27 protein-coding genes and 1 pseudogene are annotated in these 26,290 nt (G+C 69.7%); 13 read left to right on the top strand and 15 right to left on the bottom strand.

Annotated elements, in window-relative coordinates; all coding sequences use genetic code 11:
• The first annotated feature begins 169 nt into the window (after positions 1 to 169).
• On the top strand, positions 170 to 493 hold the full coding sequence (locus SALPAC3_RS0109145) for a GYD domain-containing protein (protein WP_018220936.1): 324 nt from the start codon (positions 170 to 172) through the stop codon (positions 491 to 493).
• Here SALPAC3_RS0109145 and SALPAC3_RS0109150 read toward each other — a convergent pair.
• From SALPAC3_RS0109150 to SALPAC3_RS0109180, 7 genes are all read right to left on the bottom strand, one after another.
• The gene (locus SALPAC3_RS0109150) at positions 484 to 957 is read right to left on the bottom strand and encodes a YunG family protein (RefSeq protein WP_018220937.1); all 474 of its coding nucleotides are present in this window, start codon (positions 955 to 957) and stop codon (positions 484 to 486) included. The genes SALPAC3_RS0109145 and SALPAC3_RS0109150 overlap by 10 nt on opposite strands.
• 20 nt (positions 958 to 977) lie before the next feature.
• Entirely contained in the window at positions 978 to 2,231 is a 1,254-nt protein-coding gene (locus SALPAC3_RS0109155) for a hypothetical protein (RefSeq protein ID WP_232430482.1), read from the bottom strand.
• 96 nt (positions 2,232 to 2,327) lie between these two features.
• Positions 2,328 to 3,458 carry a hypothetical protein gene (locus SALPAC3_RS0109160; protein ID WP_033774835.1) on the bottom strand — a complete coding sequence of 377 codons (1,131 nt, stop codon included), beginning with the start codon at positions 3,456 to 3,458 and terminating at the stop codon, positions 2,328 to 2,330.
• Positions 3,459 to 3,602: 144 nt separating this feature from the next.
• Positions 3,603 to 3,905 (bottom strand): putative quinol monooxygenase, encoded by a 303-nt coding sequence (locus SALPAC3_RS0109165; protein ID WP_018220940.1) that lies wholly within the window; start codon positions 3,903 to 3,905, stop codon positions 3,603 to 3,605.
• Positions 3,906 to 3,979: 74 nt separating this feature from the next.
• Entirely contained in the window at positions 3,980 to 5,398 is a 1,419-nt protein-coding gene (locus SALPAC3_RS0109170) for an MFS transporter (RefSeq protein WP_018220941.1), read from the bottom strand.
• 133 nt (positions 5,399 to 5,531) lie between these two features.
• Positions 5,532 to 6,875, bottom strand: a complete 1,344-nt coding sequence (locus SALPAC3_RS0109175) for a class I SAM-dependent methyltransferase (RefSeq protein ID WP_018220942.1) — start codon at positions 6,873 to 6,875, stop codon at positions 5,532 to 5,534.
• Entirely contained in the window at positions 6,872 to 8,254 is a 1,383-nt protein-coding gene (locus SALPAC3_RS0109180; protein ID WP_026185380.1) for an FAD-binding oxidoreductase, read from the bottom strand. The genes SALPAC3_RS0109175 and SALPAC3_RS0109180 overlap by 4 nt, the downstream gene beginning before the upstream one ends.
• A gap of 101 nt (positions 8,255 to 8,355) precedes the next feature.
• Between SALPAC3_RS0109180 and SALPAC3_RS0109185 the strand changes: the two genes are divergently transcribed.
• Entirely contained in the window at positions 8,356 to 8,640 is a 285-nt protein-coding gene (locus SALPAC3_RS0109185) for a DUF427 domain-containing protein (protein ID WP_018220944.1), read from the top strand.
• Between the two features lie 57 nt (positions 8,641 to 8,697).
• The gene (locus SALPAC3_RS0109190) at positions 8,698 to 9,432 is read left to right on the top strand and encodes an RICIN domain-containing protein (RefSeq protein ID WP_018220945.1); all 735 of its coding nucleotides are present in this window, start codon (positions 8,698 to 8,700) and stop codon (positions 9,430 to 9,432) included.
• A 4-nt stretch (positions 9,433 to 9,436) separates the two neighbouring features.
• Here SALPAC3_RS0109190 and SALPAC3_RS0109195 read toward each other — a convergent pair whose 3' ends face one another.
• Positions 9,437 to 9,904 carry a hypothetical protein gene (locus SALPAC3_RS0109195; RefSeq protein WP_018220946.1) on the bottom strand — a complete coding sequence of 156 codons (468 nt, stop codon included), beginning with the start codon at positions 9,902 to 9,904 and terminating at the stop codon, positions 9,437 to 9,439.
• A gap of 54 nt (positions 9,905 to 9,958) precedes the next feature.
• Positions 9,959 to 10,567: a TetR/AcrR family transcriptional regulator gene (locus tag SALPAC3_RS0109200; protein ID WP_018220947.1), complete on the bottom strand. Its 609-nt coding sequence runs from the start codon at positions 10,565 to 10,567 to the stop codon at positions 9,959 to 9,961.
• Between the two features lie 139 nt (positions 10,568 to 10,706).
• Here SALPAC3_RS0109200 and SALPAC3_RS0109205 point away from each other — a divergent pair, with 139 nt between their 5' ends.
• The 5 genes from SALPAC3_RS0109205 to nshR all read left to right on the top strand — a co-directional run bounded on the left by SALPAC3_RS0109205 (position 10,707) and on the right by nshR (position 15,122).
• Positions 10,707 to 11,162, top strand: a complete 456-nt coding sequence (locus SALPAC3_RS0109205; protein ID WP_018220948.1) for a GNAT family N-acetyltransferase — start codon at positions 10,707 to 10,709, stop codon at positions 11,160 to 11,162.
• A 19-nt stretch (positions 11,163 to 11,181) separates the two neighbouring features.
• A complete protein-coding gene (gene mgrA, locus SALPAC3_RS0109210) occupies positions 11,182 to 12,177 on the top strand; it encodes an L-glyceraldehyde 3-phosphate reductase (RefSeq protein WP_026185381.1) in 996 nt (331 codons plus the stop codon).
• 86 nt (positions 12,178 to 12,263) lie between these two features.
• A complete protein-coding gene (locus SALPAC3_RS0109215) occupies positions 12,264 to 13,406 on the top strand; it encodes an epoxide hydrolase family protein (protein WP_018220950.1) in 1,143 nt (380 codons plus the stop codon).
• 204 nt (positions 13,407 to 13,610) lie between these two features.
• Entirely contained in the window at positions 13,611 to 14,066 is a 456-nt protein-coding gene (locus SALPAC3_RS25575) for an NUDIX hydrolase (protein ID WP_018220951.1), read from the top strand.
• 153 nt (positions 14,067 to 14,219) lie between these two features.
• Positions 14,220 to 15,122, top strand: a complete 903-nt coding sequence (gene nshR / locus SALPAC3_RS0109225; protein WP_018220952.1) for an NshR/TsnR family 23S rRNA methyltransferase — start codon at positions 14,220 to 14,222, stop codon at positions 15,120 to 15,122.
• Positions 15,123 to 15,197: 75 nt separating this feature from the next.
• Here the strand turns inward: nshR and SALPAC3_RS0109230 are convergent, their stop codons facing one another.
• Positions 15,198 to 16,724 (bottom strand): multicopper oxidase family protein, encoded by a 1,527-nt coding sequence (locus tag SALPAC3_RS0109230; RefSeq protein ID WP_018220953.1) that lies wholly within the window; start codon positions 16,722 to 16,724, stop codon positions 15,198 to 15,200.
• A gap of 178 nt (positions 16,725 to 16,902) precedes the next feature.
• Positions 16,903 to 17,061 (bottom strand): hypothetical protein, encoded by a 159-nt coding sequence (locus tag SALPAC3_RS28675; RefSeq protein WP_232430483.1) that lies wholly within the window; start codon positions 17,059 to 17,061, stop codon positions 16,903 to 16,905.
• Here SALPAC3_RS28675 and SALPAC3_RS0109235 point away from each other — a divergent pair.
• The 3 genes from SALPAC3_RS0109235 to SALPAC3_RS0109245 are packed head-to-tail and all read left to right on the top strand — an operon-like array spanning position 17,051 to position 19,696.
• Positions 17,051 to 17,872 carry a F510_1955 family glycosylhydrolase gene (locus SALPAC3_RS0109235; protein WP_018220955.1) on the top strand — a complete coding sequence of 274 codons (822 nt, stop codon included), beginning with the start codon at positions 17,051 to 17,053 and terminating at the stop codon, positions 17,870 to 17,872. The two genes, SALPAC3_RS28675 and SALPAC3_RS0109235, sit on opposite strands and share 11 nt — an antisense overlap.
• A gap of 25 nt (positions 17,873 to 17,897) precedes the next feature.
• Entirely contained in the window at positions 17,898 to 18,590 is a 693-nt protein-coding gene (locus tag SALPAC3_RS0109240) for a response regulator transcription factor (protein ID WP_018220956.1), read from the top strand.
• The gene (locus SALPAC3_RS0109245; RefSeq protein WP_018220957.1) at positions 18,587 to 19,696 is read left to right on the top strand and encodes a HAMP domain-containing sensor histidine kinase; all 1,110 of its coding nucleotides are present in this window, start codon (positions 18,587 to 18,589) and stop codon (positions 19,694 to 19,696) included. The genes SALPAC3_RS0109240 and SALPAC3_RS0109245 overlap by 4 nt, the downstream gene beginning before the upstream one ends.
• Before the next feature lie 157 nt (positions 19,697 to 19,853).
• Here SALPAC3_RS0109245 and SALPAC3_RS26880 read toward each other — a convergent pair whose 3' ends face one another.
• Together SALPAC3_RS26880 and SALPAC3_RS0109255 are read right to left on the bottom strand one after the other, a co-directional pair.
• Positions 19,854 to 20,009 (bottom strand): hypothetical protein, encoded by a 156-nt coding sequence (locus SALPAC3_RS26880; RefSeq protein ID WP_018220958.1) that lies wholly within the window; start codon positions 20,007 to 20,009, stop codon positions 19,854 to 19,856.
• Between the two features lie 268 nt (positions 20,010 to 20,277).
• Positions 20,278 to 21,669: a hypothetical protein gene (locus SALPAC3_RS0109255; protein WP_026185383.1), complete on the bottom strand. Its 1,392-nt coding sequence runs from the start codon at positions 21,667 to 21,669 to the stop codon at positions 20,278 to 20,280.
• A 192-nt stretch (positions 21,670 to 21,861) separates the two neighbouring features.
• Between SALPAC3_RS0109255 and SALPAC3_RS28680 the strand changes: the two are divergent.
• Both SALPAC3_RS28680 and SALPAC3_RS0109260 read left to right on the top strand, forming a co-directional pair.
• A pseudogene (locus SALPAC3_RS28680) lies at positions 21,862 to 22,069 on the top strand (hypothetical protein); the annotation flags it as partial.
• Between the two features lie 881 nt (positions 22,070 to 22,950).
• The gene (locus tag SALPAC3_RS0109260) at positions 22,951 to 24,309 is read left to right on the top strand and encodes a threonine/serine exporter family protein (protein ID WP_232430484.1); all 1,359 of its coding nucleotides are present in this window, start codon (positions 22,951 to 22,953) and stop codon (positions 24,307 to 24,309) included.
• 321 nt (positions 24,310 to 24,630) lie between these two features.
• Here SALPAC3_RS0109260 and SALPAC3_RS28305 read toward each other — a convergent pair whose 3' ends face one another.
• Positions 24,631 to 24,783 (bottom strand): hypothetical protein, encoded by a 153-nt coding sequence (locus SALPAC3_RS28305; protein ID WP_018220961.1) that lies wholly within the window; start codon positions 24,781 to 24,783, stop codon positions 24,631 to 24,633.
• Between the two features lie 76 nt (positions 24,784 to 24,859).
• On the bottom strand, positions 24,860 to 26,290 hold the full coding sequence (locus tag SALPAC3_RS0109270) for a GMC family oxidoreductase (protein WP_018220962.1): 1,431 nt from the start codon (positions 26,288 to 26,290) through the stop codon (positions 24,860 to 24,862).

Genomic DNA, 26,290 nt, shown 5'->3' on the forward strand with positions numbered 1-26,290 from the left:
CCGGCGTACGACGACTCGCACCCATGGTTGCCCGGGACCGCGGACCCGGCCGTGAGTTCCGCGGCCCTCCGCCACCCGGTCCGCGAACAGCCAGCTGGCCGAGGCGTATCCGGGTGGCGAGCGGGTACCACCTTCCCGGGCCACGGGTGCCCGGGAAGGTGGTACGGGCGTGGCGAAATATCTCTTCCAGGCGACCTATACCGCCCAGGGAATGGCGGGGCTACGTGAGCAGGGTGGAACGGCGCGGGCAGAGGTGGTCCGGGCGCTGATCGAGAACGCTGGCGGACGGGTGGAGGCGTTGTACTTCGCGATCGGCAAACACGACCTCTTCGTCTCCTGCGAGGTGCCGGACAACATGACCACCGCCGCGCTCGGCATCGCCGCCCAGGCGACGGGGGGAGTGCGAGCCGAGGTCATCCCGATGATCACGCCAGAGGAGATCGACGAAGCGGCGCAGACGCCGGTCACCTACCAACCGCCGGGTCAGGGGTAACCCACCCCGTCGGTTGGTAGGCCGAGCATGCCGCGCACCCGGTGCCGGAGTAGCGCGTACTGCTGGACGCAGCGGCGTAGTGGCCCCAGCGGCAGCACGGCCGGCTCCTGCACGATCTCGTCCACCGTGAACTGCTCCCGGGTCAGGTCGACCTCCACCCCGCCGGGGAGACGATTCCACAGGTGCATGCCCTGCTGGGACCCATCCCGCCGCAGCACCACCGCGCACAGCAACTCGCCGCCGATCAGCTCATGCAGCACGAGCGCCGTCACGCCGCACTGCCCACGGGCCGGGTTCGTCGCCGCCCAGGGCAGATCAACCGGGTCGCAGGTCTCGGCCGACCAGGAGGCCCGGAACGCCCGGTCGATGTCAGTCAGCAACGCCGGGTCGAACTCGGCCAGTGTGGGGCGGTCGGATTCGGCCAGGGAAGCCCGATCAGTTTCGGCCAGCGAAGTCAACAGCATGCTCGGACCCTGCCAGCGGGCTACGACAGATTCTTCGCCCGGTCCGGGCGTCCGTCGCCCCGGTCTCCCGTCGCGTTCCACCCGGTGCGACCGGGCTCCCACCGGCTGGAACGACCGTCCGGACCGGCCGACGAAGACCGGCCGTGCGAGCGTTTCGGGCCGCAGTGCCACCCGCAGCTGGCGTCCCGCCCGTCCCCAGCGCGGTGCGGCCGCTCAGCGCGGTGCTGCGGCTCGGAGCGGTGCTGCCGCTCAGCGCGGTGCTGCGGCGCGGAGCGGTCCGGTGCCGGGGCCGGTGGATCAACGGAGTTCGGCGCGGACAACGCCTCGACGGCGGTCGGGACCACCCCCGCGGGCGGCGGCACCACAGTGGGTGGATCGGGCTGCGGCGACGCGGGGGGCACCGGGCGGCTGCTCGGTGCGGGGCTGGTTGGGCCGGACGCGTCGCTGGGATGGGACCGGTCAAGCCCCGCCGTCGGCGCGGCCGGCGGCAACGTCACGCCAGCGGTGACGACGATAGCAGCCACCACCGAGGCGGCGACCGCCGCAACGGCGCCGACGCACTGACGATTATTCAGCCGGGCCCGCACCGGGGCCTGCTCCGGCCGGGCGACCGGGGGCGCCGTTGGCCGGGCGCGCTGGTGCCTGGCGACCAGCTCATCCAGGCAGGCAGCGACCGCGTCCCGGTTGCCGAGGCCGTCGGCGAAGGCGAGGGTGAGGTAAAACCGGAAGGTCAGGGTCACCGGACGCGACACCAGCAGTCCGGCCACCGAGGACCCGTTGACGGTGGGCAGCAGGGTCAGCGGCGACCGGCGATGGTGGGCCGGCGCGACCAGCTCCGCAAACCACCAGTCCCGTTGTCGGTGCCGGCCGAGGAAGACCACCCGCCGGTCGGTCACCACGCCGGTGCCAACCTCCACCGCCCGGATCCCCGGCGGCAGCGGACGCGGTAGCTCGTCGGTGCCGGCCAGCTCCATCGCCAGCCCGGGCACGGGTAGTCGGCCGACGTTCCCGGTAACGGCCTCGACCAGCTCCACGACCGGGAACACGCGGTGGACCACCTCACCGGGAACCAGTTGCATCGGCGCCTCCCTCGGCGGGCCCGATCCAAGCAGGCCGACCTCGACCCGCAGCCGGCTCAGCTCGTCGGCGCGGCGACGCCAGGCATCAGCCTCGGTAGCGTGAAAACGCCGTCGGCGGTCGTTCTCCTGGTCGGCCCAGCGGGAACGCCAGGACGGTCGGGGCCCACGCACGTGGCGGGTTGAGGTCGCCGTCACGCACAGAACAACGTTTCACATCCTGGTTGGATACGGCCTTCCCTACTGGACGGCAAGACCACCTCGGCAGGTAACCGATCAGGCCTCAAAGCGCGCTCACCCTGGCTGCGGGCCCGGTGCACGGAAGGCGCGCTGGACTCCGCCGTGCTGGCCACAGGCGCGCGGGCTGCCGCCAGCGAGACTGACGGAGCTGTTCCCACACTGCACCAGATACCCGCTGCCGGCCCAGAATCCGGGCACGCAGTCGAACCAGTCACACACCTCGGCGGCTGGCTGCCGGACCGGGTCCCCAGCGCAGAAGCCGTACCCCAGCGGGTTGGTCGGGGCGCCGCACAGGCTCGGTGCCGCGATCGGCGTCGGTGCTGGCGACCCCGCCATGGCGGCCGCCGCCCTGGTGGCCGCGGCAGAGGTCGCGGAGGTGGCCGCGGTGGCCGCCGCCACCTCCGTCCGAATCGAATCGGGCGGGGCAGACGGGGCAGCGAGGATCAACGCCGCCGGGACCAGCAGGGTGATCCCGGCGGCGACCGCCACCGCCCGCGCACCACCGCGGACGAACCCGGTGAGCCGCGCCTGCGCGGGCGTGCGGACGGCGGGGCGAAGCGGCTTGCGCCGGGCGTGCTCGGCGAGGGCCTCATCGAGTTGGGCGAGCACCGCCTCCCGCTGCTCGATCGCGTCCGCGAAGGCCACGCTCAGCTTGAACCGGAAGTCGGCGACCGCCTCCGCCGGCAGTAGCAGGCCGGAGGCGCGCCGCCGATCAAGTACCTGGATCAGCGTCACCGGCGCGCGGAGGTCGTGGGCCAGACCGATCATCTTGCCGTAGGCCCAGTCGCGCCGGCCGCGTCCACCGAGCAGGACCAGTCGACGGTTGGTGATCACGGCGATGCCGGTGTCGGTGATCCGGATGCCATCCGGACGCCGCCGGCGTAGCGGACGGGGTCGCAGGGCAACCGTGAGCTCGGGCGCGGGGAGCACCGCTGCCCGCCGGACCTCGACCAACTGGGCGGCCGGCAGCACCCAGCAGACCGTCTCTCCCGGGTCGAGCTCGATCGGAAGACCGGAACCCGCTTCGGCCGAGCCACCGAACTCCTCGGCGAGGGTCCGCAGGCGCCGCAGCTCCTCGTCCCGCCGCCGCCACGCCCCGTCGGCCTCGCGGAACACCCGCTGTCGCCGTTCGTTCTGCCGGTACGCCCACCGGTACCGCCACGTCGAACCCGTCGAGCCAGTCATCGCCACGCCGACCCCTCCGCCGCGTAGGCCACCAATCGGGGGTGTCACCCGGCACAACTCTGGGGTAACCCAGTGGGGGACGGCTTACGGCGAGCAATATGTCCGATCGACGGAGTGATTCAGACGATAGGCGGACCTGCCACGTCAGGGCGTCTCGACGCCAGAGATCTCGTATCGGAAGACCTTCGCGTCCCGAATCGCCACCTGCTGTTCCTCGGTCGGGCCGGCACCGCGAAAGGTCAGCAGCTGCTCCTCGGTCTCCCAACGCTCGTAGACGTTGACCCGGCCGGGCTCGACCAGGTCCCCGCTGATCGTGAAGTCGAGACAGCCGGACGCCGCCCGGGCAGCCGTCACGACCTCAAGGCACCCGGCGAGGTAGCTCTCTCGATCCTCCGGGTCGACGTACATGCTTCCGGCGACGATGAGCACCTGCCGGACCTCCCGCACTCGTGATCCACTGGTGAGATCCCACCCGCCGGTCCTCGACGGTCCTGGGCTGGCGAGAATCCCACCAGCCCAGCCTACGACTGTCGGAGCCCGCGCCCCGCCTCCTCGCCCAAGCCCGGCTGACCGCGTTGACGCGAGTCGCGGCGGACCAGCACCGCGACGGTCAGCGCGGCAAGCGCCGCCAACCCGGCCATCACCCAGAGCACGGTCCGCAGCCCGCTGGTGAAGCCGGGATCAGCGAGTTGGCCCGCAGTGGTGGTCGCCAGCACCGCCCCGACGACCGCGATGGCAACGGTCTCGCTCGCCAGCCGAGCAGTGTTGATCATCCCGGCGCCGGTGCCGGCCCGTTGCGGCGGGACGCTACCGATGGCGAGCGCGTCGAGCAGCCCGACGGACAACCCGATGCCGGTACCGATAGCGAGCAGTGGGCCGGCCAGGTCGGCCGCGCCGCTGGTCGGGGTGATCACCGTCGCCCACGCCGCCCCCGACGCGACCGTCAGGACAGCGGCGACGATAACCGCCGACGCCGGCACCCAGCGGGTCAGCGCGCCGGCGAGCAGCGGCAACACCACCGTCGGCGCGGTGAGCAGCACCAGGGTCAGGCCGGCGGAGCTGGGCGTCAGCCCGACCACCGTGGTGAGGTACGACGGCAGATACACCAGCAGCGGCACCAGGACCGCGACGACGGTGGCCGCCGCCAGGCAGATGCCGACGAAGCGCGGACTGGCCAAGAGGGTCAGGTCGAACATCGGCTCAGGGTGGGACCGCTCCACCCGGACGAAGACCACGAGCAGCGCCACCGCCGCCGCGAAGGCGGCCACGATCCGCGGGTCTCCCCAGCCGTACGCCGGCCCCTGCACGAAGCCAAAGATCAACAGCAGCAGCGCGGCGGTGAAGGAGATGGTCCCGCCCCAGTCGAGCCGGCCCGCGTGCGGTTGACGCGACTCCGGCAGCCACGGAACCAGCAGCAGCACCGCCACCGCCACCAACGCGGGTACGGCGAACACCGCCCGCCACCCCAGAAAGTCGATCAGCAGTCCCGCGATCGTCGGGCCGAAGGCGAGGCCAGCGCCGATGGCCATCCCGAAGACGCTGAACGCGCGCGTTCGGGCCCGCCCCACGAAGGTGTTGGCCAGCAACGCCCCCGCGCTGGTCGCGGCGGCAGCCGCACCAACACCGGCGAGCCCGCGCAGCACATTCAGGAGGAGGACGTCGCCGGCGACGCTCGCCAGCAACCCCGCCCCGGCGAAGACCCCAAGCCCGATGGTGAAGACCCGCCGCCGACCGAACAGGTCGGCCAGGGCCCCCGTGGCGAGCATGAAGCTGGCGAAGGTGGCGTTGTAGCCGTTGACCACCCACTGCACCCCAGCCAGGTCGGCGTCGAGATCCCGTCCGATCTCCGGCAGCGCCACCGCGGCACCGGTCAGCGATAGCGGCAGCGCGAAGGTTGACACCAGGACGGCGACCAGCACCACGACGCGTCGGTTCTGCACAACTCCCCCGTTCCGTTCGAGCTGCTCCAGGCTAGTGCCGCGGTCCAGGCAGCCATCAGGCCCGGTAGCGCGCCGGACGGGTACGGGGAGGCTGCCGGCGGTCACCTTTCGGCGACCGCCGGCAGCACCGGAGTCAGGGCAGCCAGTCCGGCCGCAGCGGGTAGCTCGTCACCCCCGCGGCGCTGGTCCGCGTCGCCAGCACCTGGTGGAGCTGGATGCCGTTGCGCTCGAACGACAATCGGGATCCGGCCATGTACAGACCCCACACCCGAGCAGTTCCCGTGCCCACCTCGCCGACGCAGAAGTCCCAGTTTGCCACGAGGTTGCGGCACCAGGCCGCGAGCGTCAGCGCGTAGTGGCGGCGCAGGTTCTCCTCGTGCTGCACCTCCAAGCCCACATCGTGGATCTCGGAGAGCACCCGGCCCGGCCCGGCCAACTCGCCGTCCGGAAAGACGTACCGGTCGATGAACGCGCCGGAGCGGTGCGGCGCACGGTTGTCGGCGCGGGTGATGCAGTGGTTGAGCAGCCGGCCGTCGGGCCGCAGCCGGTCCCGGAGCGAGCCGAAGTATTCCGGATAGTTGCGTACCCCGATATGTTCGGTCAATCCGATCGAGGAGACCACGTCGAACTGCTCCGGTGGCGTGTCCCGGTAGTCGAGGTACCGCACCTCGGCCAGCCCGGTCAGCCCCTCCCGCTCGATCGCGGCCTGCGCCCACTCGGCCTGCGCGCTGGAGAGGGTCACCCCGAGCGCCTGGACGCCGTACTCGCGGGCCACGTGCCGGACCATGCCGCCCCACCCGCAGCCCACATCCAGCAGCCGCATCCCGGATTTGACCGCGAGCTTCTGCGCCACCAGGTCGTACTTGGCCGCCTGCGCTGTCTCCAACGAGTCCTGCGGCGAGCGGAACAACGCGCAGGTGTACGTCATCGACTCCCCGAGCACCTTCTCGTAGAAGGCGTTCGACACGTCGTAGTGGTGTGAGATGGCGCTGCTGTCCCGGATCCGGGAGTGGCGCAGCCCGCCCAACACCCGCTTCCACCGGGGCACCGCCTCCTGCGGTGGCGGTGGCGGCGGCAGCAGCCGCTCCCAGCCCAGGCCCCGGACCAGGGCCAGGGCCTCGGGCACCGGCGGGATCCGCAACCGCACCTCGTCCTTGAGGACCCGCAGCGCCTCGTACGGATCACCCGGATGCACCCCGGACAGGCCGAGGTCGCCGCTGACGTACGCCCGCGCCATCCCCAGGTCGCCCGGGGCGGTCAACAGGTAGGACAGGCCACGCGGGGAACGGATGGCGAGGGTGATGCCGGCGTCGGCCGGGCCGACGGAACTGCCGTCGTACCCGGTGATCCGTACTGGCAGGGGCTCGGTGGTCAGGGCTCGAATGACGTCGGCCAGGGTTCGCCCCCGAATGCCGGCCGTCTTCGGCGCGGCCGCGGAGACGCCCGCCGACTCCTGCTGTCGATCAATCAGACTCATGCTCGTGCTACCGCCTTCTCGTACAGTCCGGTTAGCCGGTGGGCCGGGTCGTAGCGGTCCTTGACCGCCCGCCAGGTGTCGCCGCCGTAAAGCCGGTCAAACACCTCCCGGTCGTAGTACGCGTCGGAGTAGAGCGACTTGTGCCCGCCCAGCTCCGACACCCTGCGTTCGATCACCCGGTTCATGTCGCCGTCGGCGGCACCCCCGGCGATCGGCACGCTTCCCCAGAACCCAATGTTCACGTAGTCCTGCCCGGGCCGCAGCGGATACAGCGGCCAGGACCGGGCCGATCCCGGCCCGGTCGGTTCCCGCAGCCGCAACGGGCAGAGCCAGACCGGGGTCATTCGCACCGCGCCGGCGAACCAGCGCAGGAACTCGGCGGTACGCCCCAGCGGGATCTCCACGTCCTGCACCACCCGTTCCCGCGCCGGCTGGCCGCGCCACCGGTCGATCCGCGCGGCCACCTGATGCTGGTGCTCCAACCGGACCAGCCGGTGGTAGAAGTCGCTACGCCGCCAGCGTGCCGGCCAGACCCGGCGCAGCACCGGGTGCTGCGCCCCGAACGCCGCGGAGCACCAGAACCAGTCGGTGTCCCAGCGCCACAGGTAGTCGTGCCCGGTCAGCGCATCCTGGGTGCGTTGCTGCAGCGACCGGTAGTAGATCTCCTGACCGGTGTAGTCGCTGACCGGCCCGGCGTCGTCGGTGAAGGTGGCGAGCACCAGGTACGCCTCATCCGGGCTGAACATCACCCCGTCCATCGCGTCCACCACCGCGCCGGCCCACGAACGGGTGACGATGACCTCGCCGATCGCCTCGGCGAGCTCCTCCAGCCGGTTGAACCGCACATTGTGCAACACGACCCGCCGGCCGATCGGTTGCAGCTCGATCCGCAGTCGGGTCGCGTAGCCGAGGCTGCCCAACGAGTTGGGGAAGGCGGCGAACAGGTCGGCGTGCTCTCCCTCCGGTCGGGCGGTGATGACCTCCCCGGCCCCGGTGAGCACGTCCAACTCGGTCACCGACTCGTGCGGCAGCCCGTTGCGGAACGACGTGGACTCGATCCCCAGGCCGGTCACCGCCCCACCGAGGGTGATGGTGCGCAACTGCGGCACCACCAGCGGCATCAGCCCGTGCGGCAGGGTCGCCTCCACCAGGTCCTCGTACGTGCACATGCCCTGCACGTCGGCGGTGCGGGCCACCGGGTCAACGTGGAGGACACCGCCGAGGCCACTGACATCAAGGCCCGGTGCGCGTGGGGCCGCGCGCGGGCGGAACAGGTTGGATGTGCGCTTGGCGAGCCGAACCGGCTGTCCCGGCCGCACCGCCGCATACGAGCGCCGGAGCTGGACCACTGCCTGATCATGATCACGCACGGCATTCATCAGATCACTTTACGCCCAACCGGGCCACCGCACTGGACGTCCATGGTGGCCGATGACGAAAATGTCCACCTGACCAACGGACGGCGGCCTAGCGTAGGGTCATGCCGAAGGCCGTTTGGAACGACCTGGTGATCGCGGAGAGCAACGACACCGTACTGGTCGAGGGAAATCACTACTTCCCGCGCTCGACGCTGCGCGACGACCTGATCCGTGGGTCCAACACGCAGTCGGTCTGCCCGTGGAAGGGAACCGCGTCCTACTACACGTTAGAACACGACGGCCAGATCAGCCCGGACGCGGTCTGGTACTACCCGGAACCGGGACCGAAGGCGGGGATGGTCCGCGACCGGATCGCGTTCTCGGGTGACGTCCAAGTCATCGACTGAGCGGCGATGCGGCCGGGGAGGCTAGCCGTGGCCCCGCTGGTGGGCCAGGATGCCGGTATGTCCGCCTCCACCCAACACCCCGACCCGGCCGGCACCATCTACCGCCGGCCCGGCGCCCCCCGACCTCGGCTGCCCCGCGATCCGCTGACGTGGGTGGCGGTGTTCATCGGCGCGGCCGGCCTCCTACTCGGGGGCTTCTTCGTCCTCGGCGGCGCGGGGGGTGACGGCACGCCAGGCGTCCCGGCGGTGGCCGCGACGCCGTCCACCGGCGAATCGACCCCGGTGGGGCAGGAGCCGCCCGCCCCACCCACCGTGACAGTCAGCTCCCCGACGGCCACTCCGACCACCGCGGGAGCCAGCTCCCCGCCGGCCATCCCCACCGGCCCGACAGCGTTTCGCCAGGTGGCCTCGGGCCGGTGTCTGGGCATTGACGGAGACGGCGCGAAGGCGCCCGCGAGGCTCCTCGACTGCCGTGGCGACGACCCCCGGCAGCGGTGGCTGCCCAACGCCGTCGGGTCGGGCCTGGTGAGCCTGGTCAACCAGGCCTCGAACATGTGCCTCGACGTGGAGGGCTCCAACGCCGCCGACGGGGCACGGCTGCAGCAGTATCCCTGCCACGGCGAGGCCAACCAGCAGTGGCAGCTCGTACCCAGCGCCGGCGGACAGGTGCTGATCGCGGCGCTGCACAGCGGCCGGTGCGCGTACCCGGACGGCGGCCGGCTCGACGCCGGCACCGAAATCCGGCAGATCACCTGCGTTGACGCCCCCAACCAGCAGTGGCGGTTCGGCTGACCGGTTACTCGGCCACCCGGAGCATTCTGAGCTGCGCCCGGTGTTTGGGAAGGTGGACCCGGGCGTGCAGGTCCAGCACCCGCCCCCAGGGCAGTGGGCCGTCCACGACGAGGTCGTAGCCCTCTCGCAGGTGGGTGTCGACCGGGGTACCGGCCGCCGGGCCGAGCCGGTCGACCAGGGCCACCAGCCGGCTACTGGTGGCGCGCAGCCGGGCGTCCAACGCGTCGAGGTCACCGAACTCGGCGACCAGCGCATCGACCTGGGGCCGGTGCATCGTCTCCAGGTCGTAGTAGGCGTACGGCGAGCCGGCGAGGACCGCCTCGGTCGCCTCGGTCATCAGCTCGTCGTTCGCGACGAGATGGGCCACGATCTGTTCGGCGCCGAGCCGCCCCGGCGGCGCCGGGCCGAAGCCGCCCGCGGTCAACTCTGCGAGCAGCTCGTCGTAGGCCCGCCCCAGCCCTGCGCTGTCCACGCCTGCCAGTCAAACCCGCGACGCGCCGGTCCGCGTCGCGTTCCGGTGGGGTGTTCACCCGGATGGGTGGCCAGCGGCAGCCGGGCCAAGCCGGGCGAGCGCATCGTCGAGGGCGACGCGCTGCGCTGCCCCGGAGTAGGTGGTCGGGTCGATGGCGGTCAGCGTGTTCAGCCCCTCGACCAGGGCCACCAGCCCGATGGCGGTGGACGAGCAGTCCGCCGCGGGCCAGTCGGGCCGGACCGCGGCGACCAGTCCCCGAACCCGATCAACGAACTGGCGGTTGTAGCCGCGGTGCAGCTCGGCCAGGACCGGGTCGGCCAACGCGGCGGCCAGGAAACCCACCCATACCCGCGCCTCCTCCTGACGCTCCGTGGTCGGGGCGGCGGCCTGGAGCAGCACGGCGCGCAGCGCCGTGCCAGGTGTTTCGGCGGCGGCCTGCATGGCGTCGGCCCGCTGGCCGGTGCGCTGGTGAAGCAGCTCGCGCGCGTGCACCAGCAGGGCCTGCTTGTCGGCGAAGGTGTGCAGCACCATCCCGGTGGTGCAGCCGGCCCGCTCCGCGACGGCACGCAGGGTGAGACCGGGCAGGCCGCGTTCGGCGAGCACTGACCAGGTGGCCGCCGACAGGCGTTGCCGTTGGTCAACCCGGTCACGTCGGCTGGCCATCCACCCTCCCCGGTCCGGCTCCATCCGGCAGGCCCGCGCCCACCGCGCCGGCCTCCCCTGTCGTAACGTACGTTACGGTAACGCTTGTTACGAGCGGTCTCCCCACCGGGGTGCGACCGGCACGAACCAAGGAGGACATGTGATCTCCGTCCACCCCGAACCGTGGGAGTCCACCGACAGCACCCGACTGCGCGCCGCGCAACGCGCCGAGTTGGACGCGCGCTACCGCAGCGACGACCACGAGCCGGGTGCCCCGCCCACCGCCGACAGCGTCCCCGTCTTCCTCGTCGCCCGCGACCACCTGGGCGCCGCGCTCGGCTGCGGTGGTCTCCGCTTCCTCTCCACCGAATCCGCCGAGATCAAACGGATGTACGTCGAGCCGAGCGCCCGCGGCACCGGCGTGGCGACCGCCATCCTGCAGGCCCTGGAGGCTGCCGCCCGCACCGCCGGCGTACGGACCCTGCTGTTGGAGACCGGCCCCGCCCAGCCCGACGCGATCCGCTTCTACGAACGTGAGGGCTACCACCGCATCGCCAACTTCGGCCCGTACCAGGACGAATCACTCTCCGTCTGCTACGCCCGCGAACTGGCCTGACCGGTCAACGGCTACCCTCCTGATCGTGACCTACCAGGCCGCCGACACCCGCTATGACCAGATGACCTACCGACGCAGCGGGGCCAGTGGGCTCCGCCTACCGGCGATCTCGCTCGGCCTGTGGCACAACTTCGGGCCCGACCGCCCCTTCGAACGGCAGCGGGACATTGTCCGCCGGGCCTTCGACCTCGGGGTCACCCACTTCGACCTCGCCAACAACTACGGCCCGCCGCCGGGCGCCGCCGAGGAGAACTTCGGCCGGATGCTCGCCACGGACCTGAAGCCGCACCGGGATGAACTGGTCATCTCCAGCAAAGCCGGCTATCTGATGTGGCCCGGCCCATACGGCGAGTGGGGATCCCGCAAATACCTCGTCGCCTCGCTGGACCAGTCGCTCCGCCGCCTGGGGCTGGACTACGTCGACATCTTCTACAGCCACCGGTTTGACCCGGACACCCCGCTGGAAGAGACGATGGGCGCCCTGGACGCCATAGTCCGGGCCGGCAAGGCGCTCTACGTCGGCATCTCCAACCACACCGCCGAACAGACCCGGCGGGCCGCGGCGATCCTGCGCGACCTGGGCACCCCGCTACTGATCAACCAGCCGTCGTACTCGATGCTGAACCGCTGGACCGAGGAGGACGGCCTGCTCGACACGCTAGCGGAGGTCGGCGCGGGTTGCATCTCCTTCAGCCCCCTGGCCCAGGGCCTGCTCACCGACCGCTACCTCGACGGCATCCCGGCCGACTCCCGGGTCCGCACCAGCGTCCACCTCTCCGAGCGGGACGTGCGCCCGGAACGGCTGGTCACCATCCGCGGCCTCGCCGCCATCGCCCAACGCCGCCACCAGTCCCTCGCGCAGCTCGCACTCGCCTGGGCCCTGCGCGACCCCCGAATGACCAGTCTGATCATCGGCGCCAGCAGCGTCTCCCAACTCGAGGCCAACCTCGCCACGCTGGACAACCTTGAGCTGACCGCCGAGGAACTGGCCGACATCGACCGCCAGCTCGGCTGACGCCGGCGGAGGTCTGCAACACCTTTCCTCACTCTCTCAGCGATCGCGGAAGCTATCCTGCCGCATCGCCTGAGACCGTCGGTGCCATGCACGAGAACAACGCGCTCAACCCGTTCCGCATCAACATCCCACCGGCCGACCTCGACGACCTGCGTAACCGGCTGGCCCACACCCGCTGGCCCAACCCGGTGCCCGGCCGCGACGACCGCACCGACTTCAGCCGCGGCATCCCGATGGTGTACCTGAAGGAACTCGTCGAGTACTGGCACGACGGTTTCGACTGGCGGGCGCAGGAGGCGAAACTCAACGAGTACGAACAGGTCACCACGGTCGTCAACGGCCAGACGTTCCACATCGTCCACGTTCGATCGACGAACCCGCAGGCCACCCCGCTGATGCTGAACCATGGCTGGCCCGGCTCGTTCGTCGAGTACCAGCACCTCATCCCGCTGCTGACCGACGAGTTCCACGTGATCATCCCGTCGCTGCCCGGCTTCGGCTTCTCCACCCCGCTGTCCGGGACCGGCTGGGAGTTGGCGCGAACCGCGGCCGCCTACGCCGAGATCATGACGCGGCTCGGCTACGAGAGGTTCGCCGCCCACGGCACCGACATCGGTTCGGGCACCACCGGCCGCCTCGCCGCCGAATACCCGGAGCGGGTCATCGGTACGCACCTCGGCCTCGACCCCTTCCTGCTCGGATTGGTCGGCGACAAATTCCCCTACCCCGACGGCCTCTCCACGGACGAAATCGCCCAGATCGAAGCGGTACGCACCGAGGCCTCGGCCGAACGCGGATACCTCCTGATGCACAACCACCGCCCCGACACCATCGGCGCAGCCCTCACCGACTCACCGGTCGGTCAGCTCGCGTGGATCGCCGAAAAGTTCAAGACCAAAACCGACGGCGCCTGGCGGACCCCGGACGAGTCGGTCGACCGCGACCAACTCCTCACCAACATCAGCCTCTACTGGTTCACCCGCGGCGGCGCGTCCAGCGCACAGTTCTACTACGAGGCCGAACACTCCGGCCTCGACCTGGTCATGGCCACCCAGGTACCGACCGGCTGGGCCGTGTTCAACACCCACCCCCTCGTACGCCGCGCGATGGACCCGGGGCAGGCGATCAGCCACTGGAGCGAGTTCACCGAAGGCGGCCACTTCCCCGCGATGGATGCCACCAAACTACTGGCGAACGACATCCGCACCTTCTTCCGCGGCATCACCTGATCCCGCGAGCCCACGACAACCCCCACGAGGATGGCTCGGCGCCCGCCGGGCCATCCGGCCATCCTGTGCCCCTGGCGAGGCCCCTTCGGTAGCGTTCGGCCAGGCCCCGGCATGGCACTACCGCCATCGATACAGTGGATGTGCTGGTGGCGCTTCCGGGCGACGCCCTCTCGCCCCGACAGCCGAGCACGGAAGGACGCTCACATGTATCGACCGGGCACCTTCCCGGTGTCCATCAAAGGCGTCTGCGTCCGCGACGGCCGGGTTCTACTGCTCCGCAACGAGCGGGAAGAATGGGAACTACCCGGCGGCAAGCTCGAACTCGGCGAGGACCCGGCCGCCTGCGTCGGCCGAGAGATCAGCGAGGAGACGGGCTGGACGGTACGGGTCGGCCCGATCCTCGACTCCTGGCAGTACCACATCCGCGACGGCGTCAACGTGCTGATCGTGACCTACGGCTGCCTCACCGACGACGACTCACCGATCACAGTGAGCTCCGAACACAAAGAAGGTCGCCTGTTCGCCGCCGACGAGCTCGCGGACCTGCCCATGCCCGACGGGTACCGGCGCTCGATCGACGACTGGTTCCGCCGGCTCGAGTCACCTGGAGATCACCCGCGGCCGGACGAACCTGGCCGCCGACGGCTCCGGGCGGGATGAGGCGTTCGTCAACCCTGGGTCCTGGGCCGGCTCAGTCGCGCCTGACCACCGTCGCGTGGGCCGGGGGCACCGAACCGCCGCGCGCGACCGGGTGGACGTGGCCGGGCAGCACTCCAGCGGGAAGCGAGAGGGGCTTGTGCTAGGGTCGCGCCCGTGGTAAGCCTCGATGTCATCACCGAACGGTCGGATCCGGCCGTACAGCGGATCAGCGACGTCGTCAAGCATTCGCGATCCGCCGTCCGCACCGTACTCATCGAGGATGCCGAGCCGCTCGTGGAGTGCATCCGCGCGGGGTTGGACTTCGTCGAGGTCTACGGAGTCGAGAGCAGTCCCTTCCCCGATGAGGTGCTCGCCGCGTGCCGGCAGCGGAACATTCCCGTTCGCCTGGTGGCGGTCCCGATCATGAGCAGCCTGTTCAAGGTCGACAAGAAGCCCAAGGTGTTCGGGGTGGCACGCACGCCGAGACCGTGGAGCTTCAACGATCTGTCCCGCACCACCGGTGACATCATCGTCCTGGACGGCGTGAAGATCGTCGGCAACATCGGCGCCATCGTGCGCACCTCCTTCGCGCTCGGCGCCGCCGGCATCGTGCTCGTGGACAGCGATCTGGCCACCGTCGCTGACCGACGCCTGGTCCGGGCCAGCCGAGGCTACGTCTTCTCGCTGCCGATCGTGCTCGCGTCCCGGGCCGAGGCGATCGACCACTTCCGGCACAGCAGAGTCCCGCTGATCGCCTTCGACACAGACGGCGATCTGGCGGTCAGCGATCTGCGCGACGCCGACGAGCCGCTCGCCCTCCTGCTCGGTGCGGAGAAGACGGGCACATCGCAGTCGTTCGAGAGCATCGCCAGCAGCACCGTGTCGATCCCTCTCAATCCGGACGCGGAGTCGCTGAACGTTTCGGTCTGCGCCGGGATCGCCCTGTACGAGCGGTCCTTCTGGAACCTCCCCGCACGAAGCCGCTCGCCGCGCCCGCCGGCTACCGGCCGGCAGGCCGGCCCCCGGCGCAACGGCAGACCCGTGCGGTCGGGACACCGAGGCCGCCCCGGCCGGTAGCCGGGGAGCGGCCTCGCGCGGAGAGCGGGAAACCAGAGGCGCGGGTGGTCCGGCCCAGTCACGTGTCCGGGCAGCTCACAGCTGGTAGGCCAGATTGATCATCATGCCGGTCTCGGCGTGGTAGATGTTGTGGCAGTGGGTCATCCACTGTCCGGGGTTGTCCGCGTCGAGGTCGACGGTGACAGTCTGGTGCGGGGTCACGATGACAGTGTCCTTGCGGGCGCCGCCGTCGCCGAGGGCGAAGGTGTGCCCGTGCACGTGCATGGGGTGGAACATCATCGTTTGGTTGATCATTCGTAGCCGTACCCGCTCGCCCTCCCCGGCCAGGAGCGGCTCGGCGTCGGTGAAGGTCTTGCCGTTGATGGTCCAGCGGTAGGGCTCCATGCCGCCGCCGAGGACCAGATCATGGGTCCGGTCCGGCTTGCGCTGGGGCAACCGCACGTTGTCCGCGGCCCGCAGCTGGTTGGTGAGAATGACGCGGCGGTCGAGTTCGGTTGCGCGTACCTCGGCCGACGGTGCCCTGCCGCCTCCGGTCCGGACCACGGCAAGCGCCTGGCCCGTCTTGCCCTCGGCGACCGCGACCAGGGGGAACACCCCGTCGGCGACGACGACCTCGACGTCAACCCGCTCACCCATGCCGACGACCAGTGCGTCCGTGACGTCCGGAACGACCGGAAATCCATCACTGTGCGTAACGGTAAGCTGGTGCTCGCCCAGCGCCACCCGGAAGGCGGTGTCGGAGGCGGCGTTGACCAGCCGGATGCGTACCCGCTGGCGGGGCCGGGCGGTGAGCGTGACGGGGGTGGCCGGCACCCGACCGTTGATCAGGTAGTGCGGGTAGTCGACGTCGCCCGCGCCGCCGAGCAACGGCGAGGTCATAGTCTCCATGCTGCCGCCATCCATCGGCATCCCGGCGCCGCGGTCCATGCCGGGCATGTCGTGCCCGCCGTGCATCCCGTCGGTGCCGTCGCCGAGCGCGGCCAGCACGTCGTCCGGGGTGCGCCCAGTGCCGTCGACCCAGTCGTCCAGGACGACGATCCACTCCTGGTCGTAGCGGCCCGCGTCGTTCGGGTCATCCACGATCAAGACGCCGTGGAGCGCTCGGTCGAGTTGCACCCCGGAGTGCGGGTGGTAGAAGTAGGTTCCCGGGTGGGGCGCGGTGAAATCGTAGGTGAACCGCCCGCCCGCGCCGATCGGGTCCTGGGTGACCCCGGGGACGCCGTCCATGTCGTTGCGCAGCGCGATGCCGTGCCAGTGCACGCTGGTGTCCACAGGCAACTCGTTGACCACGTCGACGCGGAGCCGGTCACCGGCCTTGGCCCTGATCAGCGGAGCGGGGGCGTCCTCGGTGTACCCCCAGGTGTCGACCATCACGCCGCCAAGATCCAGGGTCACCGGGCGGGGGGTGAGGGTCGCGCGGACGGTGGCGGCGCCGGGGCGTTGCCGGGCCATTTCGGCGCGGTGGATGGCCTCGGCGTGGGGGTCGACCAGTTTCGGAGTGTTGCGGTTGGCGGCGACGGCGACGACTCCGGCGGTCCCGGCGAGACCGGCAGCCCCGGCGATCCCGGCGATCACGTGCCGGCGGGTGAGCAGCGATGGCATGGAGGCTCCTTCGTGTGCGCCATCAGCGTCATCGACCGCCGGCCCGGCGAGTAGGGATCGGGCCGCTTCTTCAGAGAATCTTCATGGCCCCGAAGGGGTCTTTCCGCTGGCTTCGGGCCATGGTTGATGGGGACGAGAGGTCACCCTGATCCCGCACCGGGGGCCACCCTGCACCGGGTCAGTCAAGGACGAGGAAGTGAATGTAGCCGATGAGCAGGACGTCGCAGCCGATGCGACCACGCAGCAGGTCCGGATCCGCGCCAAAGTCGCCGGGTCGCGGTGCGCTGGCCGCACCGACGTGGACGATCATCATCGCGGCGCTGGCCGTGCTGGCCACGCTCACCGCCGTGGTGGTGTTCGCCCTGCGCAGTCAGGGGTCTTCGAACGGTGACACCACCGGTGGTGCCGGACACCAGGGGTTCGGGCACGTCCACGGGATCGCAGTCGACCCGGGTAGCGGCGCCCTGCATGTCGCCACGCACGTCGGGCTGTTCCGCGTCGACGGTCCGCGGAGCGCCGTACGCGTGTCAAAGGACTACCTGGACCTGATGGGCTTCACCGTGGTCGGCCCCGGGCACTACCTGGCCTCGGGCCACTCCGCGCACGGCCCGGCCAACGTGGGCCTGATCGAGTCAACCGACGGCGGCGTGACCTGGCGGGAGAAGTCGCTATCCGGTACGGCGGACTTCCACGGGCTCCAGGTCGCCCACGGCTCGGTCTACGGCTACAACTCGGTCGACGGCGAGTTCATGGTCAGCGGCGACCAGCGAGACTGGGAGCACCGTTCCCGTACGACAATCGGCGCGTTCGCGGTCAGCCCGACCGACGACGGGACAGTCCTCGCCGTCGGACGCGACGGCCTGCAGCGCTCCACCGACGGCGGCCGAAGCTGGCAGCCGGTGCCGGAGGCTCCTGCTGTCGGCCTGCTGACCTGGGACCACACCGGCGTGTGGGCGGTCGCCCCGGACGGAGCGGTCTGGTCGTCGTCCGACGGCGGGGGGCAGTGGCAGCGGCGCGGCGCGGCGCCGGCTGAGCCGCACAGTTTCGCTGTGCAGGACGGTACCCTCTTCGCCGCGCTCGCCGGTGACCGGATCGCAGCCAGCACCGACGGCGGTGCTACCTGGACTGATCGGTACGCGTCGGAGTGAGAAACACGGCCCGAGGGATCAGGACATGAGTGGACGGGTGCTGGTCGTCGACGACGAACGGAGCCTCGCCAAGGTCGTGGCGAGCTATCTCGAGCGCGACGACTATCAGGTGCGCTGCGTCTTTGACGGCCCGGCGGCGCTCGATGCCGCCCGGGAGGACGAGCCCGACGTCGTCGTCCTGGACCTGATGCTGCCCGGCCTCGACGGTGTGGAGGTGTGCCGGCGGTTGCGGTCGTTCAGCGACTGCTACATCGTCATGCTGACCGCCCGCACCGAGGAGGCCGACAAGCTGACCGGGCTCGGTGTTGGAGCGGACGACTACCTCACCAAGCCGTTCAGCCCTAGAGAACTCGTCGCCCGGGTCGCAGCGATGCGGCGTCGCCCACGCCAGCCCCGCGAGCGGCCGGAGACGGCACCGCGTCGGTTCGGTCCGCTGGCGGTGGACGTGCCAGCCCGCGAAGCCCGCCTCGACGAGGTGCCCGTGCCGCTCACCCGCACCGAGTTCGATCTGCTGGCGGTTCTGTCCGGCCGACCGAATGTCGCGCTGAGCCGCGCTGAGCTGATCACCGCAGTGTGGGGGGAGGGGTGGGTGGGCGACGAGCACCTGGTCGACGTGCACATCGGCCATCTGCGACGCAAGCTCGGCGACGCCCCCGCCCACCCCCGGTTCATCCTCACCGTCCGGGGCATCGGCTACCGGATGGGACCGCAGTCGTGAACTCCTGGCGCGTCAGCCTCGCCGTACGGCTCTTCGCCGCGCAGGTGCTCGCGCTCGCCGTCGGCGGGCTGACCCTGGCGCTGGTCGCCGGTGCGGTGGGACCACGGATCTTCCACGAGCACCTCGGGCAGGTCGGCGGGGAGGTCAGCGCCGAGGCACGCTGGCACGTCGAGCGGGCGTACGCCTCGGCGAACGCGCTCGCGCTCGGTGTCGGTCTCCTCGCCGCGCTGGTCGCGGCGCTGGTGGCCAGCGCGTACGCGACACGGCGGATCGCCAGCCCGATCACTCACTTCGCGCACGCCTCGGCCAGCCTCGCCGACGGACACTACGACGTCCGCATGGCCGACCCCGGCCTCGGCAACGAGCTCAAGACCCTGACCGACTCGTTCAACACCATGGCGGAAGGCCTGGAGACCGTCGAAACGACCCGGCGACGGCTGCTCGCCGACCTCGGTCACGAGCTGCGCACCCCGCTGGCCACCATCGAGGCCTACCTCGAAGCGGCTGAGGACGGCGTCGCCGTTGACGACGAGGACCTTCAATCGGTGCTACGGGCCCAGACCGCGCGGCTGCACCGCCTCGCCGACGACATCGCCGCGGTCTCCCGCGCCGAGACACATCAGCTCGACCTGCACCCGGTACAGACGGCCCCGGCGGACCTGGTCCGGGACGCCGTGGCCGCGGTGCGGCCCCGCTTCGCTGGTAAGGGCGTGACGCTGCGCAGCGATCTTCCCCCTTCCCCGCAGGTCGACGTCGACCCGCAGCGGATGGGGCAGGTGCTCGGCAACCTCCTGGACAACGCGCTACGGCACACACCCGAGGGCGGGACCGTCACGGTACAGGTGGTCAGCGGCGCCAGAGGTGTGGAGCTGGCGGTGACCGACACCGGTCCCGGCATCCCGGCGCAGCACCTCCCGCATGTCTTCGAACGCTTCTACCGGGTCGATACGGCCCGGGACCGGGACAACGGCGGGTCGGGGATCGGGCTCGCCATCGTGCGGGCCGTAGTCAGCGCCCACGGGGGGCGGGTATGGGCGGAGAACGTCCCGGGCGGTGGTGCAATCGTCAGGGTGGTCTTGCCGTCAGCTGCACAGACGCAGGGCTGATGGCTGACGGGCGGATACGGTTTCTGTTGCCCAGGCCGGCAGCATTGTGGTTGCGGGATGTTCGGTGTGCGGCCAGCAGTTACGATGCGGTCGTCGCCTCCAGGTCACCGCGTCCAGCAGCTCCCAATCCGATCCCGGAGAACACCTTCCCCGCCAGCTACCAGTAGTCCTCATCGTCCCACAGCTCAAAAATGATCAGTGGCCATTCGTCGGGGTTCCCTTCGGTGAGCCACCCGAGCTCGTCACTGTCGATCGAGTTGGCGAAGGGGAGGAAGCCGCCGGGCTCGGGCCAGACCGGCAGAGAAGCGGGCATTGACGGGCGAGGTGCAGCCAGACACCCTGCCCAACGGCTACCCAGGGTTGAGCGCCGGGCGGGCTGCATCGAGGGCCGTCTTGACGCCTTACAGGAGGAGCTACGCCCCAACGGCGGCCAGTCGATCAAGGACCAGGTTAATCGGATCGCCCAGGCGGCCGGTGCCGACAAGCCCGAGATGCGCTGATCGTGCGGGAACGACGAAGGGGCCCCGCCCACCGACAGCGGCGTAAACGGGACCCCTCGTAGATCCGATGTGCTCGGATTGCTATCCGGCGCAGCCGGGTACGTCGCCAGAGCAGTTGTCCGGCCGGTTCTTGACCACAGTGGTTCCAGTGACGGTGTTCAACTCGACCGTGCCGCCATTGTTGAAGATGCCGCCACCGTCGGTGGTGGCGATATTCTTTACAATCTTGGTCGAAAAAAGTGTGAGCGCACCATTGGCATCGTTGTAGATTCCGCCGCCTTGGTCGGCCCGGTTGCCAATAACCTTTGTCTTTCGCATCACCAGCTGACCCGGATTGTACACTCCGCCACCGATGGCGGCGACAGTATGGTTGTCCTTGATCAAACTTTTTTCGACAACGACCGCCGCGTTAATATCTACAAACAGCCCTCCGGCCATCCGCGTTAACGCCGTGTTTTTTACGATCTCTACGTTCCGCAGAGTGGCTGGCGTGTCGATATAGATTCCACCAGCGAAGTTACTCGCACGATTGTTCGTGAACTTTGTATCGGAGATTTGACCGATTCCGCTTCTAACAGCCAAGCCTCCGCTCCCTCCCCGGGAAAAATTGTCGGCGAACACGCTCTTTTTTATCGTTACGGCATTAGCCATATCGAAGCTCACTACGCCGCCGCCTTCGCTGGACGTATTAGCGGCTATATGAGAATTGTTGATAATTAATGTTCCCTGAGAGTTTGAAATGCCGCCACCAAATCCCTGGGAGCTGTTATGGCTGACGGTACTGTGATTAATAGTGGTGACACCAAAGTTGTCGACACCACCACCGTCGTTAGCGACGTTGCGGGTGATGGTGCTGTGGTTAGCGGTCAGCGCTCCGCCGGAGATGACAAGAGCCCCTCCGCCGTCGGCGTTTATCTCCCCGCCGGTGATGGTGAGGTGGTTGAGGGTGAGGTGGCCGCCGCTCTGGACGGTAAAGATTCTGAATTGATCGACCGCGGCGGCGCGTTTGATGGTGGTGTGTTTGCCGCCGTTGAGCGTGATCGGGGTGGTGATGGCGGGCAGGCCGGCGCCGTCGATGTTGGCGGTGAGTAGGTAGGTGCAGTCTTTGGCGAGGTCGAGGACGGCGCCGTCGCGGGCGTTGGCGAGGGTGACCGCCGCGATCAATGCGTCGGCGTCACACGGGACGGGTGTGCCCTTGCGTTTGTCCTTCTTTCCCCCGCCCTTGTGGCCCTTGTTGTCGGGGGAGGCGTGGTTGGGCTTTCCCAGCCGGTCGTCGGCGACGGTGAGAGTGCCGTCGACGGCGCCGACAGCCGGCGCTCCGCTGATGCTGAGGCTGGTGGTGAGGGCCAGGCCGGTCATGCCGGCCAGTCCGACAGCCCACCATCGTGACCTCGCCCGGCGTGCACTCGGTCGGTCCGGTTTGTGTTCGTGGCTCTGATAGTTCATCGCGGTGTTGGTGTCCTTCCCCGTCACGGACGAGCACCACCACCCCCGGAGGGCAGGACCCGGGGTGGTGTTCCTCGGCTACCAGGCAGGCGGCAGCAACCACCCCGAGCTAAACCGACATAAACCCCACCAAGGCATAGACCCGAAAAATATATCTGAATGAGGCATACATCCGCCGCGACACCAGGCGCACCCCGCACACCCGGAGAGGAACCCCCAATGACCCACAACTACCTGATCTTCACTGATCCGCACCGCTGCCCCCGCCGCCGTCGGCGCCATCCTCGCCTGGTTGGCCTCGCAGGCAGCGACTGCCATCGACGGCGACTCGTCCACCGCCCTGGCTCGGGTGGCCGAGGCACGCTGGCCGTGGCTGGGTGTCCTACTCGGCACGCCGGCCGCAGCCGACTGCCTGCCACCAGCCCCACAGAATCGTCAATGCGGTGCCGCCGGCGACACCCCCTGCGGCCCCGACCAACAAACGCGCGCGCCCGCCTGGCCTTACGATTGGGCGCGGTCGCTGTCCAGGGAGGCGGTTTACCACGTCGGATCAATGACCACCCCACGCCGGGCGCACGCCGCCGTCATCTGCACAGCCGCTCTCATCACATCACCCAGGCCGCCACCCTCGGCACGCTTGAGCGCTTCGCCGACCTCCCGCAGATCTGCATGCGCAGAGTCCACACAAACCCGATATTTCGGCCGACGCCGATGGACAAGCCTCCTGAAGCGGCGGCTAACACCGCCCGTCTGGTGTCACGGCAATGCACTCCCGGCTCACCTCGGGCTCACAACGGGGCACATGCGAGCAGGACAGTTCGACCGAAACTAATGAAGAAGATTATCGCTAGGCGCGATATGCCTGCTCAGGACCTTGATCGTTGAGTGGGCCGGAGGTACCACCATGCGAACCACACCGCCACGATCGCTGGTGACCCGCTACCACTGAGTCTGCCCAGCTCACGCGGACCGGGTGGTGCCAGATGAACCCAGCCGCGGGAGACCGTGTCGACTTCATTGCGCAACGTCAGAAGTAAGCGATCCTCCTCGAGTCGCCACGAATCAGCGATCGCCACCCGCCCCAACATCCGAGGGTCGAGTGGCGGCAGCCAGCTTGCCCTCAGGGGTGTGCGCGTCGATGACGCAGCGAATGTTTGAATCTTTGCCCATGGGTCCTAGTGTTTCCGATGCAGGCCAGGCGACCGCTGGGTCGGGTCGTGTCGACGCGCGTCGTGGTCACGGCTACGGACCGGACCGACCGCCGTCCTCGGAGCTGGCGACCGGTTGGCCGCTGACCGGCACACGACGGTGAATACGGTCATCAAGGCCCCCACGCCGCTTTCGTCGATCGATCTCACCGATGACGCGCAAGTCGCCGAGGTGCTCGACCTTGCGGTACGAGCCGGCGAGGTGGTTCTGGCGTCGGGCACCGGCGTGCTAGACACCACCACAACGGTACGGCTCATCGCTACCACCTATGGCCTGTCGCAGTGCAGTATCGACGTCACCTACGACGCCATCCGGATCTGGGCGGACCGTGGTCCAGAGTTACCGCCGGCTAGTGCCATGCGTGTCGTGCACGACCGCTCCCTGAACTTCACCAGCTTGGCAGCTGTGAATCGGTTGTCTCGCCGGCTGCGCACCGGGATGGTCCCTCTCGACGAAGCGCGTGCCGCGCTCGACGTCACCACCTCGACACCCCACCCATATCGCGACTGGATTGCCACCGTCGCCCGGTCGCTCATGGCCACCGCGATCGCGGCGCTGCTCGGCGCCGGAGTGATCGTCGCAGCCGTCAGTTTCGCCACTACCGTGGTGATAGACCGTCTCAACCGCGTTCTCGACGGTCACGGCCTGCCGATCTTCTTTCAGCATGTCCTAGGCGGCGCGATCGCGACAGTGCCGGCTATCGTGCTGGCAAGCCTCGCCACACGGCTGCAGATCGAAGTCAACCCAACCCTGATCATCGCTGCGGGAATCACCGTGCTGCTCAGTGGCCTACAACTGGTCGGAGCGGTACAGGACGCGATCACCGGCGCCCCTGTCACCGCGATGGCCCGCATGCTCGAGGTACTGATGATGACGGGCGGCATCATCGCTGGCATCGCACTCACGCTACGCATCGCCTATCTCATCGATGTCACCGTGCCACCGGTTTCCTTCACCTCCGGGCGCGACATTACCGACCTCCCCGTAAAGATCGCGGCCGGTGCCGTAGCGGCAATGGCATTCGCCCTCGCCTGCTACGCCGAGCGACGTGCGCTCGTCGCCGCGGCCTGCAGCGGCGCCGCCGGCACCGTCTGCTTTCTGCTTGTCAAGCAAGCGGGGTTTGGTCCCGTCATCTCCTCTGGGGTCGCGGCGACCCTGGTCGGTTTGGCCGGCGGCCTGACGGCACGCCGCGCGCTGACCCCTCCACTGGTCATCGCGGTCGCCGGCATCACGCCGTTACTACCCGGTCTCAGGCTCTACCGCGGTCTCTACTCCGTTATCCACGACGAACTGCTCGCCGGAGCCGACCAGCTACTCGCAGCTGGCGGTATCGGGTGCGCACTAGCAGCTGGCGTCACTCTCGGTGAATGGTTCGCCCGCACTCGTAGACCGAACATAATGCAGTCCGGTGTACCACGACGCCCGATCACGAACCGCCGATCCAAACCAGCCGACTGAACTATCAAGCGACTATGAAGTGCACCCGCCAGAAGGCAGCCGCTGGCCAAAATCGTGTGGACGCATGCCCACAATCCTCGCATCGGCGAGAGTCCGCCTCGAACCGGGACGAGTACCTGTCGTCTGCGGAACGCAGCGGATGGGCGTACCGTCGAACAGGCCGAGGAGGAGGTATCCGTGGCTGAGAAGATGATCCAAGCTGCGGACTACGAGGACCCCGCCGGCCCACCCAGGGTGCCGAGGTCGGTCAGCGCGCCGCCGCGCTGCCGCTGCCCGGGCCGGAACCGATGACCGCGGCCGCCGAGATCCCGCCGAGATCGGTCAGGACGCCGTCCCGCCAGCCGGTGTGCCGAGCACGCCCAGGTCGACATACCGATACCGCGGCACGGCGGCTTCGGCCGGTGCCGGCGCCACCCCGCCGACGCCGGCCGTCACCATCGCCAGCACGACCGCGATCCCCCGCGTACGCATCATCCGAGCTCCTCCACATCAGACATTCCCGTCGATGCAAGGATCTCCGGCGCGCGGCCGCGCGGCTCTTATCGATCGCCTACGGCTGCGTGCCGGTGATCAGGTCGGCGGCGCGTTCGGCGACGGCCAGCACGGTGGCGTTGGTGTTGGCCGACACCTGACCCGGCAGCACCGAGGCGTCCGCGATCCGCAGCCCGTCGAGGCCGTGCACGCGGAGGTCGAGGCCGACCACCGTGTCGTCGCCGGTGCCGAGGCGGCACGTGCCGATCGGGTGGAAGTAGGTCATCGCCGAGACCGGGACGTAGTCGTCGAGGGCCGCGTCGGTGGTCACGCCGGCGCCGGGCAGCGCCTCGTCGCCGCGCCACGGGTCCAGGCTCGGGCGCAGGGCCACGTCGCGGGCGATCCGCAGCCCGTGCCGGAGCCGGGCCACATCGCGGCGGTCGGTGAGCATGCCGGGGTTGATCAGCGGCGCCGCCGCCGGGTCGGCGCTCGCCAGTTCGACCGAGCCGTGACTGTACGGCGTGATGAGGCCCACCGCGATCGAGAACCCGGCCGGCGGTCCGGTGAGCTCCGGCGGGTGGTAGGGCAGATGAGCCACCATCAGTTGCAGGGCCGGCTCGCCCGGTTGGTCCGGGGACACCGTGGCCGACACCGACGCCACGCCGTAAACCGTCGTGGGCAGTTCCCGGCCGGCCGCGAAGGTGATCGTGCTGTGCACGTGGTCGCGCAGGTTGGCGCCGACGGCGGACCGGTCGGCGACCACCTCGATCCGGTGCGCGCGCAGCTGATCGGCCGGCCCGATGCCGGAGCGCAGCAGCAGGTGTGGCGAGCCGATGGCCCCGGCGGCCAGCACCACCTCGCGGTTCGCGGCGATCCGGCCGGCGGGCACTTCCACCCCGGTGACGCGCCCTCGATCAACGGTGAGACGCAGCACCGGGGTGTCGGCCCGGATGGTCAGGTTGGACCGGTCGCGCGTCCTGGAGTCGAGGTACGCGTCAGCCGCGCTCTGCCGCTCTCCCCCAGCCATGGCGATCTGGTGGAAGGCGACCTGTTCCAGGCGGGGATCGGCACGCATCGCGGCGACGGCGGCGTGCTCGAAGGACGTGCCCGCGGACCTCGGCAGGGCGAACTTCGCCTCGGCCCGCTCGACGTACGGCAGCAGGTCGGCCGCGCCCCACCCCTTGGCCCCGGCGGCTGCCCAGGCGTCGAAGTTGGCCGGGGCGGCCCGCAGGTGAGTGAGGCCGTTGATGGCGCTCGACCCGCCGATCGCCCGGCCGAGCGGGTAGTACAGCACCCGCCCGCCCAAGCCCGGCTGCGGGACGGTGCTGAACCGCCAGTCGACCTCGGTGCCGAGCAGAAACGGCCAGCGACCCGGGACGACCATGTCCGCGGGCCGTTCGTCCGGACCGGCCTCCAGCAGCAGCACGGTGGTTGCCGGGTCGGCGGACAGTCGGTGGGCCAGCACCGACCCCGCGGTCCCGCCACCGACGACGAGGAAGTCGAACCCCAT

The organism is Salinispora pacifica DSM 45544, from assembly GCF_000378845.1.
Classification (GTDB): domain Bacteria; phylum Actinomycetota; class Actinomycetes; order Mycobacteriales; family Micromonosporaceae; genus Micromonospora; species Micromonospora pacifica.